Raw genomic sequence first — 12,582 nt, forward strand, 5'->3', positions numbered from 1 at the left:
GGCGATTATCGAGAGTCTTTTGCCGGGCTTAGCTGGACAGGCTCAAGAAGGCTGACAGCGCGATCAGCGTCAGCACGACCGCGCCTCCAATGCCGCCTGCCACGTAGAGATTGGCCTGGTGGTGGCGCTTCTCATAATCCGTGATCAGGTGGTCGAGGCTTTTTTCCATGCTGGCCCAGGAGCGGGCGCCTGCGATCCGGCTGGCATACCAGTCGGTCTCCGCTTCCTCGGTCTGCTCGGCTTCCGCCTCGGCGTAGCGGTCGAGCATTTCCGAATGGATCAACTCCAGCCCAGAGGGCGTGCCGATCCGGTCGAGCCTGTTGGAGAGTGGCTCCAGGGGCTGATCGAGATGCGGATGATAGTGCAGGTCGCCTTGCGGAAAGGCGTCCTCCGCATCGGTCCAGGCGGTCTCGAACGCGTCTTCCGAAAAGTTCTCCGACAGTTCTTCCTGCAACTCGTCTAGCATGGGGTCCGAAAAGGGCTGCTGTGCCGGCTGGGCTGCCCAGGCCTGCGCCGTGGCGTAGGACGACTGGGGTGCGGCGTAGCCGGACTCCGAGGCCTTGTAGCGCGGCCCGAGCTGGGCTCCGCGGGGGCCAAACTCCAACACGTTCGGATCCAGCACATTGAGCGGTGCGCCATGGACCTCATCGGCAGCGAAGCGGCCGGAAGTTTCGGAGTGCAGCACGAACGGTGAGGGGCCCTTATTGGACATCTCTGGCCTCAGCAAATAGCGGGAGCGATTTTCAGGTTTTCTTTGATTTCAGCCACGGTAAACGCGGACTGGGGCACCATCTCGTCCTCATTTGGGCAAAGGCGCGACAGGCGTTCCTTTTACCGCGAGGAGGCTGGGAGAAGATCCCGCGCCAACTTGGCCATCATGTCCGAATAAATCCTGAATGTTAGGCCATTCAGTTTAAGTTTCGCAGCAATCGCGCTGGGCAGAACATAGCGCCAATAGAGGCGGACGAGCCTGCGTTTTTCGTCCGCTCCGTCCAAGCGCTGCAGGACCGCCGGCGCTATGTCGTAGTACGCGGCGATGGCGCGGCGCCCTTCGGGCGTCCGGCTGAGGATTTGGTCGCGATAGCGGCGGAGGGTGGTGAGCTCGAAGCAGTCGTCGGGCAGGCCGAGGGCACCGCAGCAGGCGGTGGTGAGGAAGCAGCCTTGGGGCTGCTCGCATTTTCCCTCGTCGAGATCGGTCTGGAGCTTATCGCGCTGCTCCGACGCCCAGGTCAGAGCCTGGCGCATGGGGTCGAGCGGCACCGTGAAGCGGCAATCCTCCTCATCCCCCATCTTGATGCCGAAGGAGAGGCTCTTCTCCTCCCGCAGATAGGGTGCGAATTCGAGGGGGAGGACGATGCTGAACTCATCCTGCTGCAGATCGGTGCACACGCCGCAAAGCGGGACGTCCCCCAGGACCTTGTCGTTGGCATCGCGCACGACCAGCCGGTGGTCTTCCTTCAGCAGGATCGCCTTTTCCAGGGAGGCGCCTTCGGCATCGCCTGCGACGATGGAGATCTTGGCCTCGAAGTTCTCCGAGACGTCGATGCTGGTCCAGAAGAAGTCGCAGGGCGTGGTCATCTCGACCTCGCCGATACCAGCGCCGGCGCGCTCGTTGCTGGCCTTGCCCATCCAAGGCGCGAATTCCTTGGTGGCGAAGCATTGAGGCGTCTCGTCGCCTGCGGCCGCATCTTCGGGCGCGTCGAAATTCTCGTCGAGAGCCGAATCGGAAGAAGGGTCGTCCTGCGCGGAGGCGGGCAGGGGCGGAAGCAAGCGGGCGCCGAACGCGGCTGCGGCAAGGCCCATCATCCGGCGACGCGTGGTCAGAAGCATGGCACCGCCTCTTATGTCCTTACCCGGTAGTCCTGCCTGAAAAGCCTGATGTGATGGCGCTCAAGCTTGCGCGGTCTGCGAAGGAGTGGCTGGGGGACTAGGATTCGAACCTAGACTGGCGGAGTCAGAGTCCGCTGTCCTACCATTAGACGATCCCCCATCACGATCCATTAGAGATGGGATCCATAGCCGATGAGGCAAGGCCTTCGCCTTGCACCCCTTCGAACCGCCCTTCTACCCAAAGGTCCGGGCGGATTGCAAGGCCTCTCGTGCAAGGTCTCTGGTGCATGGCCTCTTGGCGTGGCCCTCCACCAAACGTTTACCCTGGTCTGCGAGACTGCACGCTGAAATTCTTCGCAAATTGCGGCAGGACGCCGGTTCGGGCTCTGCTGTAGAGCATACGGGTCAAGCGGTGCAGAGCACAGCGATCGATACGGAACGGCTGGAAGCGGCCCTGGAGGCCGTGCAGAAAGCGCTCGCCTCCGACGTGCCGCCGATGACCCTCGGCGCCAAGTGCCTGGGCATCGTGATCGACCATCTGCGCGAGGACGGCATCTCAGATGAGGCGCTTCAGCCGCTGAGCGAGTTGAAGACCCTTGTCGAAGGCGGGGGCACTAGCCCGGAGAAGAACCGGCGCAAGAACTATCCGCCCAGCGATGCGCTGCTCGCCCGTGTCAGCGCCATCATCGATCTTCTGGTGAAGGCCGGCTACGAAGAGAGCGAGGCGGCCCAAACCATGATGCGCCGGCTTTTCGCGGTCGGTGTGCAGCCCCCGCCGAAGGGTGGCGATGCGCGCGGCTGGCGACGGCTTTTGGAGTGGCGCTCCAACCTCTTGCACGGTCTCGCCTCGCTGGAGGCCAAGACCGAATACGAGGACTTCACCAAAGAGCTGGACGAGATTCCGGCCGGGGAGCGCATCAAGGTCGTGCTGGACAGCAACCCCTGGGACCGGCGCCGGAAGAAGTCCGCTTAAGACCCGCAACGCGATCCCTCATCGGTTCTGCGTCTGCCGGGACCCGCTTTGCACAGACTGCACGCAAAACGGGAAGCCTTCGCCAAAAGCCGCTTTACCTCCTGCCGTGGCTTGCTAGATTATCCTTATTGGATACCCGTAGCAGGCTGGCCAAGGGCTGGGTTTATTGGGCGGCCTAGTGGGCTTGAGGTTAGAAAACCGTGACACGGCCGAGCGGCGATGCCCGCACGGCTGCCATAACGCAGCGCGACCTGAGGGGCGCGCAAGGCGAAGCCGACGGCTACACCCGAAGGTCGGAGCGGCAAGGCAATGCGCCTTGCTCGCGCGATTCGGCGACCGTGGACGGCCGTCCGCAGGCAGCCAAGGGCAGAAACGACAAGGGCAGGGCCAGGAAGGGCGCCAAACCGGAGCGCTCTGACGAGGCTATCTATGGCGCCCTCGATCTCGGCACGAACAACTGCCGGCTTCTCGTCGCGCGTCCGTCCCGCCGCGGCTTCTTCGTCATCGACGCATTTTCGCGAATCATCCGCCTGGGCGAGGGGCTGCTCGGTACTGGGCGGCTGTCCGACCAGGCGATCGACCGCACGATCGAGGCGCTGAAAGTCTGCGCGGAGAAGATGAGCCGGCGCGGTGTCTCCCGCTCCAGGCTGATCGCGACGGAAGCCTGCCGGATCGCTGACAACCGCGAAGAATTCCTGGACCGCATCCGGCGGGAGACCGGGCTCAATATCGAGATCGTCAGCCAGGAGACTGAAGCCAAGCTCGCCGTTTCCGGCTGCTCGTCCCTGATCGATCCGAATTCCGACTGGGCGTTGATCTTCGATATCGGCGGCGGAAGCTCGGAGTTGATCTGGCTGGATCTTGCTCAGTTCAAGCGGCGCTGGCGCGGCTCGCTCACCGACCGGCTGGACGTGCAGGATTGCATCGCCGCCTGGACGTCGCTCCCCATCGGGGTGGTGAACCTGGCGGAGCGCCACGGCGGCCGCGACCTCACGGGCGAGGGCTACGAAGCCATGGTCCAGGAGGTCACCGCGGCGGTCGAAGCCTTTGAAGCCAAACACAAGTTCAGGGACCGGATCACCAATGGCGGGGCCCATTTCCTCGGCACGTCGGGCACGGTGACGACCATCGCCGGTGTGCATCTGAAGCTGCCCTTTTACGAGCGCTCCCGGGTCGATGGGTGCTGGCTCAGCGCCGACGAAGCGCGGGCCGTCTCCATGGATCTGAGCACCATGAGCTATGCCGACCGGGTGGCCCAGCCCTGCATCGGGCAGGAGCGGGCCGACCTGGTGCTGGCCGGCTGCGCGATCCTGGAAGCTTTGTTCCGCATGTGGCCCTGCGAACGGGTTCGTGTGGCCGACCGGGGCTTGCGCGAGGGGATCCTCGCCACGCTGATGGCCGAAGACGGTCATGAGGGCAAGCTCCGCCGGCGGCGTCGCCGGCGCCGGCGTGGCAACGGATCCTCGCCCAAATCCTCCGCCGGCTAGGGCGCTTCGCTGTTCTAGCTTGTCTGGGGCTGCTCCGGCGGCACACCGACCTCGCGGGTCCGGCGCGAGAGGCTCTCGCCCGCATGATCGGGGAGCGTCCGGAAGATCAGCATGGAGCTGACCGAGATCGCGGCCACCACCAGGAATGGCAGGACGAAATCCTCCGCCTGTACGGCCGTGTCGCCGCGGCCGAAGCGCTGCACCTCCAGGGCCAGGGCGGCGACGGCCACGCCCGCCGACAAAGACAGATGCTGAACCACGCTGGCGAAGCTGGTTGCCCGGCTCATCTCCTTGGAGCTCAGATCCGCATAGGCCAGGGAGTTGATGCTGGTGAACTGGAGCGAGCGGAAGAAGCCGCCGGCCAGCAGCACGGCAATGACCACGAAATAGGGCGTCTGTTCGGTAAAGAGCGCGGTGGCTGCGATGAAGCAGCTCGAGATCACCGCGTTCACGAGCAGGATTTTCCGGAACCCGAAACGGTGGATGATCGGGCTTGCGGCGGTCTTCATGGTGATGGCGCCGACCGCACCGGCGAAGGTCAGCAGGCCGGACTGGAAGGCGCTCATGCCGAAGCCGAGCTGGAAGAGCAGGGGCAGCAGGAACGGCCCTGCGCCGATGCCGATCCGGTAGACGAAGCCGCCGACCACAGAGGCATAGAAGGTCTTCACCTTGAAAAGGTCGAGATCGAGGATCGGGTGTTCGACCGCCCGCGCATGGCGGACATAGAGCCAGCAGGTGAACGCGCCGAACACGATGAGGGTGGCCGCGGCCCAGGTGGGGATCAGCTCCTGACCGATGGTGGTGAAGCCGAAGGCGAGGCCGGAGAGCCCGATGCCCGACAGTACGAAGCCGCGGATATCCAATGGCGGCACCTGCTCTTCGCGGATATTGCCGATATAGCGGGTGGCGAGCAGAAAGCCGATGACCCCGATGGGTATGTTGATCCAGAAGATCCATCGCCAGGACAGATAGGTGGAGATGAAGCCGCCCAGCGGCGGGCCGATCACCGGGCCCATCAGCGCGGGGATGGTGAGCCAGGCGAGCGCCGAAATCAGCTCCGCCTTGGGTACGCTGCGCAGGATGACGAGGCGGCCGACCGGCACCATCATGGCGCCGCCGAGCCCTTGAAGCACACGGAAGGCGACGAACTGGCCGAGATTGTCCGCAAAGCCGCAAAGCGCCGAGCCAAAGGTGAAGACTACGATGGCCCAGCGGAACACCGTGCGCGCGCCGAATTTGTCCGCCATCCAGCCGCTCAAGGGGATGAATACCGCGAGCGACAAGAGATAAGAGGTGAGCGCCAGCTTCAGCGCGATGGGATCTTCATTGAGATCCGCGGCGATGGCCGGCAGGGATGTCGCGATCACGGTGGAGTCCATGGTCTCCATGAACAGGGCGACCGCGACGATGAGGGTGACGAAATATCGAGGCATATGGCAGGGTTACGGACCTATTCCTAGGCGCAGATGGGGCTTGAGTGCCCTCCGGGTCAAGCGGCCCCTGTCCCAAGCGGCGGAAATCCATGACGAAATCGAAGGCGAAATCGAAGAAAAAGAACGGGATTTCGGGCGGCGCCAGCCGGCGGCTCAAGGTGAAGGTTAAATCCGCCAAGGGGCGGAAAGTTGCCTCCACCCGCTGGCTCCAGCGGCAGCTCAACGACCCTTACGTGGCCGAGGCCAAGCGCATGGGCTTCCGGTCGCGGGCGGCCTTCAAGCTGATCGAGATCGACGACAAGCACGAGCTCCTGAAGCCCGGTATGGCGGTGCTGGATCTGGGGGCGGCGCCGGGCGGCTGGAGCCAGGTGGCGACGGCGCGGGTCCATGCGGTGGAAGGAGACGGGCGGGTCATCGCCGCCGATATCAACGAGTTCGAGGAGATCCCAGGGGTCGAGATACTGCAGCTCGATATGGAGGACCCGGCGGCGGACGATGCGATCCTCGGTCTGCTGGGGCATCGCCTGGTCGATGTCGTGATGTCGGACATGGCCGCACCCGCGACCGGGCACAAGCAGACGGATCACCTGCGCATCATCAATCTGGTGGAGGCTGCCTACGAGCTCACCAAGCGCGTTTTGGCGCCGGGTGGCGCCTTCCTCGCCAAGGTCTTTCAGGGCGGTGCGGGGCAGGACCTCATGGCAGAGCTGAACCGCGACTTCGACAAAGTGCGCCATGTGAAGCCCCAAGCCAGCCGCTCTGATTCTCCGGAGACCTATGTGCTGGCGACGGGCTTCCGCGGGCGGGAGGCGGGCTAGGTCTCACGCAGATGTGTGGGCGGGGTGAGGCGGTGGCTGATAGGTTCGCTTGAGACATCCCGGACTTGAGGAGTCGCACCCATGAATCGCGAGCTGGTGCAGGAGTATTACGGCGAGATCCTGCAATCGTCGGCAGATCTGAAGACCTCTGCCTGCTGCGACGGGGGCGGGGTGCCGACGGCGTACCGGCCGCTGCTCGCCAAGCTACACCCGGATGTGATCGCCAAATATTACGGCTGCGGGGTCGCCGTGCCGACGGCGCTTTCCGGCGCCTCGGTGCTGGATCTCGGCTCGGGCTCGGGCCGCGACAGCTACATGATCAGCCAGCTCGTGGGTGCGGACGGCCGCGTGGTCGGCGTGGACATGACCGATGCCCAGCTCGCCACGGCGACCGAGCATCTCGACTGGCATATGGAGAGGTTCGGCTATGCCGAGCCCAATGTCCGCTTCCTCAAGGGCTATATCGAGACGCTCGGTGAGCTGCCCCTGGAGCCGGGCAGCTTCGACGTCATCGTCTCCAACTGCGTGATCAATCTCTCTGTCGACAAGCCGGCGGTGCTTAAGGGCGCCCACGACCTCCTGAAGGAGGGCGGCGAGCTCTATTTCGCCGATGTCTATTGCGACCGTCGGTTGCCCGACGATGTCCGCAAGGATCCGCTGCTCTACGGCGAGTGCCTGGGCGGCGCGCTCTATTGGGGCGACTTTCTGGAGATGGCGAAGCGGGCGGGGTTTCGCGATCCGCGGCTCGTGGCGAGCCGGCCGCTCGACGTCGAAGATGCGGCCATGGCCGAGAAGCTGGGTTCGGCGCGGTTCTATTCGGCGACCTACAGGCTGTTCAAGCTCCCCCAGCTCGAGGCGTCATGTGAGGATTACGGCCAGGCGGTGATCTATCGGGGCGGTGTGCCTGAGGAGCCGGATGTGTTCGTGCTGGACGATCACCATGCAATCGAGCGCGGCAAGGTCTTCCCGGTCTGCGGAAACACCTGGCACATGCTGAAAGAGACTCGCTTCGCGCCGGTCTTCGAATTCATCGGTGATTTCTCGAATCATTACGGACTCTTCGAGGGGTGCGGCTCAGGGATTCCTTTCAGTTCCGGTGGGGTGAGTGCGGGCGGCGACGAGCCCGGTTGCTGCTGAGGCCGTCATCCTGAGGCGCATGGGCGCCCTTCGAGGCACGCCTTCGGCGTGCACCTCAGGATGACGCCCATGCATTGCACCGCCGTACCATTTGGATGGCGTCCATGCCTCGAAGGAGGCGGCCGTGATGACGTGCGCGCCTCACTGCTACAGTCCCGCGGCAAATCGGCCGTTGATGGCGCGTTCGCCCACCTTCCCAAGCCGGAAACAAGCTGCTAAAGGAGGCTGCCAACTGGTTGGAGCGGGCTCGTTCCCGATGCCTCTGCTCCCCCTTCATTTCCATGAGGTTGGCCTATGCCGTCGCGGCACTTTCCTGACAATCCGATCGCTCTCACCTTCGACGACGTCCTGATCCGTCCCGCCGCCTCTTCGGTGATGCCGGGACAGGTGGACACCTCCTCCAAGGTCACCAAGACGATCGACGTTCATATCCCGGTGCTGTCCTCGGCCATGGACACCGTCACTGAGGCCAAGCTCGCCATCGCCATGGCCCAGGCCGGCGGCATCGGCGTCATCCACCGGAACTTCAACCCGGAAGAGCAGGCCGATCAGGTCTCCCAGGTGAAGAAGTTCGAATCCGGCATGGTGGTCAATCCGGTCACCATCGGGCCCGAGGCGACCCTTAAGGACGCGCTGGATCTGATGGCGATGCATCAGATCTCAGGCATTCCGGTGGTCGAGGCCGGCCCCGGCGGCGGCAAGCTGGTCGGCATCGTCACCAACCGTGATGTGCGCTTCGCCACCAACGACGATCAGCCCGTGCGCGAGCTGATGACCCACGAGAACCTGATCACGGTCAACGAGACGGTCGACAAGGACGAGGCCAAGCGGCTGCTCCACCAGCACCGGATCGAGAAGCTGCTTGTGGTGGACGACGATTACCACTGCATCGGCCTGATCACCGTGAAAGATATCGAGAAGGCGCGCCTCCATCCGCTGGCCTGCAAGGACGAGCAGGGGCGCTTGAGGGTCGCGGCCGCCACGACCGTCGGCGAAGAAGGCCTCGAGCGCGGCGAGCGGTTGGTGGCGGCGGGCTGCGATCTCATCGTCGTCGATACCGCCCACGGCCATTCGGCCCGGGTGCTGGAGTCCATCGACCGCATCAAGCGCCAGTCCAACGACGTCCAGGTGATGGCCGGCAATGTCGCGACAGCCGAAGGGGCGAAAGCGCTGATCGATGCAGGCGCCGATGCCATCAAGGTCGGCATCGGCCCGGGCTCCATCTGCACCACCCGCATCGTGGCGGGCGTCGGTGTGCCTCAGCTTTCGGCCATTCTGGAATGTTCCGATGTGGCGAAGGCGCAAGGCGTGCCCGTGATCGCCGATGGCGGCATCAAATATTCAGGCGATCTGGCGAAGGCTATCGCCGCCGGTGCCGACTGCGCCATGATCGGCTCGCTGCTGGCGGGCACCGACGAGAGCCCCGGCGAGGTGTTCCTCTATCAGGGCCGCTCCTATAAGGCCTATCGCGGTATGGGCTCGCTGGGCGCCATGGCGCGCGGTTCGGCCGACCGCTATTTCCAGCAAGATATCAAGGACACCCTGAAGCTGGTGCCCGAAGGAATCGAAGGTCAGGTGCCCTATAAGGGACCGGCGGGCAGCGTGCTGCATCAGCTGATCGGCGGCTTGCGTGCGTCCATGGGCTATGTGGGCGCGCCGGATATTCAGAGCTACCACGACAAGGTCGAGTTCCTGCAGATCACCAATGCGTCCTTGCGGGAAAGCCACGCTCACGACGTGACCATCACGCGGGAATCGCCGAATTATCCGCGGGATATCTAGCGTCCTCTAATCGGGAGACGGTTCTTCTCGGTTCCGCCGAATGAGCGTCCGGTACTCTTGGGGTGAACAGCCGGTCCACCGCTTGAAGGCACGCGTAAAATTGGCGTGCTCCTCATAGCCGAGCCGGTATGCGATCTCGACAATCGGTAAGCTCGTTTCCAGGAGAAGCGTGGCCGCACTCGATTGCCGCGTGGCATCCAGAATCTCGCGATAGAAGTAGCCCTTCTGCCGAAGGCGCCGCTGCAGCCCCTGGACGCTCAGCCCGGCGAGGCGGGCGGCGCCATCGATGTCGCTCTGCCCGTCCAGAAGACGCATTGCCACGATCGCGGAGAACGAGCGCGCGGGTTCGGCGCATTCGTTCATCGCGACGTCGGCGAGAACGCTGCGCAGAGCTTCTCTCGTCGCAGTGCCGGCACTGCCCGGCCGCCGCCGCCGCAAGTCGGCAGGCGTGAAGGGGATGCCAATGCAGGGACAAGCGAATTTCATCGGGACCTGGAGACGTTCCTCGATCAGATTTGCGGACTGGTCGCGTGGATAGTTCACCTCGATCCAGTCGGGGCGCCAGTCCGGACCGAGATAGACACGCGCCAAGCCGAGCATCGGAAAGATGATGTGGTCGGAGTACTGGATGGCATCGCCCCCGACCACTGGGCTGATCAGCCGCCAAACACAATGGACTCCCGACGGCTGCAGTGCGAACCGGCTCCCGGTGATTTGGGCTTGGGTGGTCGCGCCGAGACGCTTCAGCGCGTCTCCGAGGGTCTCCGCGGCGGCGCCGTAGTCCGCCCAACTGCCGAAGGACCGGTATCCCATACGTTCGCCGACATCCAGGCCGAACGAGCGGCATCCGACCTGCCGCGCCCCGTGAGCAAAGAGCTGCGAAATGGCGGCGATCGGGATCGGCATTTCGAGGTTGTCTCTGATCGCAAGGGGAATTTCTGCGAACCGGAAAGCTCGGATGAGCGCCTTCTCTCCCTCCCGCTCTTCGAGCAAATCCGGCAGCGAGCCGATGCCCCGTGCTCGCGATAAAGGAACCGATCCGAAATTTGCCATCCGACGTGCCGAGCGTGACGTGAAATGAAAAGGTTGCGCCTATGGAGCTCGACTACCTTTGAACATGGAAATCTGTGTCGTCGCAATTGGAGAGACCGATTTAACGACAAAGAAGTCCGCATACCCCCATTTGGATTCCGGCCTCTATGGAGGCCGCAAACCGGCAGTGGCAACTGCTCCCGCGCGGGCAGGAAGAGGAGAATACCCAAGGAATGAATAAACAGTCACATCGATATCCGCAGCTAGCGGACAGGCGAGGCCGTTCGCTCGCTGGGCGATGGTCCATGCAACTTGCTCTGGCGCTCGCCCTCAGCGTTGCGCTTCCCTTCGCTGCCAGCGCTCAAGACCCGGAACTCGATTCTTCGGCGAAATCTGGAAACATCCGCGGCTCGACGACCGGTCCAACCTCCGCTCCCGGATACGACATCCCCGGCCACTTTATGCATCTGAAAGGCGTGAAGCCGGCCCCCAATATGTATCCGGTGATCGCACACCCCGAGCAGGAGAAGCAGGCGCGCGAGAAGCTTGCCGAGCTGGAGAAGAAGACCGGCAAGAAGCCCAACGTTCTGATCTTCCTGCTCGACGATGTGGGCTGGATGGACCCGGGCTTTAATGGCGGCGGCGTGGCCGTCGGCAACGCCACCCCGAATATGGACGAACTGGCGAGTGAAGGTCTGCTGCTGACGTCGGCCTATTCGACGCCGTCCTGCTCACCGAGCCGGGCGACGATCCATACCGGTCAGAACCCGCTGCATCACGGCATCCTGCGGCCGCCAATGTACGGTGAAGCGGGTGGTCTCGACGGTGCCATCACCTTGCCGCAACTGCTCAAGGAACAGGGCTATGTGACCCAGGGTGTCGGCAAGTGGCACATGGGCGAGAACAAGGGCTCGCTGCCGCAGAATGTCGGCTATGACGACTACCTCGGATTCCTCGGTGTGTCCGATATGTATACTGAGTGGCGCGACGTCTATTTCAATCCCGAGGTCGCTCTAGAGCCTGCGCGCTTCAAGATGATGCAGGAAGACGCGTTCAATCACTACGAGGTACATTGCACGCCCGACGACACCGAGAAGTGCGAGAACGGCCAGCTGATCGATCTCGACTACATCAAGGATCTCGACACCCATTGGACGGAGGTCAGCGTAAAGTTCCTCGAGAAGATGAAGGGAAGCGACAAGCCGTTCTTCCTGTACCACGCGACCCGCGGCTGTCATTTCGACAACTATCCGAACGATGAGTATGCCGGGAAGTCGGCGGCCCACACGGTCTATAGCGACTGCATGGTCCAGATGGACGACACGCTCGGTGCTCTCGTGAAGAAGCTCGACGAAATCGGAGAGCTTGAGAACACGCTGATCCTGCTGACGTCCGACAATGGTCCGGAATGCGAGATCCCGCCCCATGGCCGCACACCGTTCCGCGGCTGCAAGGGAACCAGCTGGGAAGGCGGCGTTCGCGTCCCGACCTTCGCTTACTGGAAAGGCATGATCTCGCCGCGTCGTTCGGACGGTCTGTTCGACTTCGCCGACATCCTGCCGACCCTCATGTCGATGAACGGCGTGGCGGGCGGAGATCTGGCCACCAAGTTCTCGGACAAGACCTATATCGATGGCGTCGACCAGCTTTCGTTCCTGGTCGCCGACGATGGCCTGTCGCGCCGGCGCAGCCGTCCCTACACGATCAACCAGTATTTCAGCGCAATTCGCGTAGACGAGTTCAAATACGTCTGGACTGGTGAGATCGAGAATGGCGTCGTTCAGAAGGGGAACTGGGGCGGCTTCAGCGGCACTATGTTCACCGATAGCGGCGGTTCGATCATGTTCAACCTCTATACGAATCCGCAGGAGGACGTGAATATCGGCGTCCGCCATCTGCCCATGGAGGTCCCGCTGATCGCTGCGTCCGGCGAGTATATGTCGGTGCTGATGAAGTATCCGCCGCAGTTCAAGATCGGTTTTGCGGGCAACAACCCCCCGGCCTACGATCTCGCACCTCAGGCGCGTGAGGCGATGGAGAAGATCCTCGACGAACGCGGTCTCGGCCGGAACCAGTAGCGTCGATGGCTG

Annotated in this window: 10 protein-coding genes and 1 tRNA gene; 6 read left to right on the forward strand and 5 right to left on the reverse strand. The window is 63.4% G+C overall.

All coding sequences use genetic code 11. From position 1 onward, the window contains the following. Positions 1-28: 28 nt before the first annotated feature. From ACFQ2F_RS07055 to ACFQ2F_RS07065, 3 genes are all read right to left on the reverse strand, one after another. Complete coding sequence (locus ACFQ2F_RS07055) at positions 29-712, reverse strand: hypothetical protein (protein WP_379087759.1); 684 nt, start codon at positions 710-712, stop codon at positions 29-31. A gap of 119 nt (positions 713-831) precedes the next feature. Next, a complete protein-coding gene (locus ACFQ2F_RS07060; protein ID WP_379087762.1) occupies positions 832-1,830 on the reverse strand; it encodes a CFI-box-CTERM domain-containing protein in 999 nt (332 codons plus the stop codon). An 86-nt stretch (positions 1,831-1,916) separates the two neighbouring features. After that, positions 1,917-1,990 (reverse strand) — tRNA-Gln (locus ACFQ2F_RS07065). A gap of 252 nt (positions 1,991-2,242) precedes the next feature. Here ACFQ2F_RS07065 and ACFQ2F_RS07070 point away from each other — a divergent pair. Both ACFQ2F_RS07070 and ACFQ2F_RS07075 read left to right on the forward strand, forming a co-directional pair. Beyond that, entirely contained in the window at positions 2,243-2,803 is a 561-nt protein-coding gene (locus ACFQ2F_RS07070) for a hypothetical protein (RefSeq protein WP_379087765.1), read from the forward strand. A 200-nt stretch (positions 2,804-3,003) separates the two neighbouring features. Further along, positions 3,004-4,290 carry a Ppx/GppA phosphatase family protein gene (locus ACFQ2F_RS07075; protein WP_379087768.1) on the forward strand — a complete coding sequence of 429 codons (1,287 nt, stop codon included), beginning with the start codon at positions 3,004-3,006 and terminating at the stop codon, positions 4,288-4,290. Positions 4,291-4,304: 14 nt separating this feature from the next. On the opposite strand, the gene ACFQ2F_RS07080 is transcribed toward ACFQ2F_RS07075, so the two are convergent. Next, complete coding sequence (locus ACFQ2F_RS07080) at positions 4,305-5,723, reverse strand: DHA2 family efflux MFS transporter permease subunit (RefSeq protein ID WP_379087771.1); 1,419 nt, start codon at positions 5,721-5,723, stop codon at positions 4,305-4,307. A gap of 89 nt (positions 5,724-5,812) precedes the next feature. Between ACFQ2F_RS07080 and ACFQ2F_RS07085 the strand changes: the two genes are divergently transcribed. The 3 genes from ACFQ2F_RS07085 (at position 5,813) to guaB (ending at position 9,460) form a co-directional block, all read left to right on the forward strand. Further along, complete coding sequence (locus ACFQ2F_RS07085) at positions 5,813-6,541, forward strand: RlmE family RNA methyltransferase (protein ID WP_379087774.1); 729 nt, start codon at positions 5,813-5,815, stop codon at positions 6,539-6,541. Between the two features lie 81 nt (positions 6,542-6,622). Then, on the forward strand, positions 6,623-7,678 hold the full coding sequence (locus tag ACFQ2F_RS07090) for a methyltransferase domain-containing protein (RefSeq protein ID WP_379087777.1): 1,056 nt from the start codon (positions 6,623-6,625) through the stop codon (positions 7,676-7,678). A 294-nt stretch (positions 7,679-7,972) separates the two neighbouring features. Continuing rightward, positions 7,973-9,460: an IMP dehydrogenase gene (gene guaB, locus ACFQ2F_RS07095; RefSeq protein ID WP_379087780.1), complete on the forward strand. Its 1,488-nt coding sequence runs from the start codon at positions 7,973-7,975 to the stop codon at positions 9,458-9,460. Between the two features lie 6 nt (positions 9,461-9,466). On the opposite strand, the gene ACFQ2F_RS07100 is transcribed toward guaB, so the two are convergent. Beyond that, positions 9,467-10,513 carry a helix-turn-helix domain-containing protein gene (locus ACFQ2F_RS07100; protein WP_379087783.1) on the reverse strand — a complete coding sequence of 349 codons (1,047 nt, stop codon included), beginning with the start codon at positions 10,511-10,513 and terminating at the stop codon, positions 9,467-9,469. 284 nt (positions 10,514-10,797) lie between these two features. Between ACFQ2F_RS07100 and ACFQ2F_RS07105 the strand changes: the two genes are divergently transcribed. Beyond that, the gene (locus ACFQ2F_RS07105) at positions 10,798-12,570 is read left to right on the forward strand and encodes a sulfatase-like hydrolase/transferase (protein WP_379087786.1); all 1,773 of its coding nucleotides are present in this window, start codon (positions 10,798-10,800) and stop codon (positions 12,568-12,570) included. Positions 12,571-12,582 lie beyond the last annotated feature (12 nt).

Origin of the sequence: Methyloligella solikamskensis (genome assembly GCF_042676065.1) — a bacterium.
In the GTDB taxonomy this organism is placed as follows: Bacteria; Pseudomonadota; Alphaproteobacteria; order Rhizobiales; family Methyloligellaceae; genus Methyloligella; species Methyloligella solikamskensis.

Coding starts and splice junctions, on each gene's coding strand:
- ACFQ2F_RS07055 (WP_379087759.1), bottom strand. CDS start 712: ATGTCCAATAAGGGCCCCTCACCGTTCGTGCTGCACTCCGAAACTTCC.
- ACFQ2F_RS07100 (WP_379087783.1), bottom strand. CDS start 10,513: ATGGCAAATTTCGGATCGGTTCCTTTATCGCGAGCACGGGGCATCGGC.
- ACFQ2F_RS07090 (WP_379087777.1), top strand. CDS start 6,623: ATGAATCGCGAGCTGGTGCAGGAGTATTACGGCGAGATCCTGCAATCG.
- ACFQ2F_RS07080 (WP_379087771.1), bottom strand. CDS start 5,723: ATGCCTCGATATTTCGTCACCCTCATCGTCGCGGTCGCCCTGTTCATG.
- ACFQ2F_RS07105 (WP_379087786.1), top strand. CDS start 10,798: ATGCAACTTGCTCTGGCGCTCGCCCTCAGCGTTGCGCTTCCCTTCGCT.
- ACFQ2F_RS07060 (WP_379087762.1), bottom strand. CDS start 1,830: ATGCTTCTGACCACGCGTCGCCGGATGATGGGCCTTGCCGCAGCCGCG.
- ACFQ2F_RS07085 (WP_379087774.1), top strand. CDS start 5,813: ATGACGAAATCGAAGGCGAAATCGAAGAAAAAGAACGGGATTTCGGGC.
- guaB (WP_379087780.1), top strand. CDS start 7,973: ATGCCGTCGCGGCACTTTCCTGACAATCCGATCGCTCTCACCTTCGAC.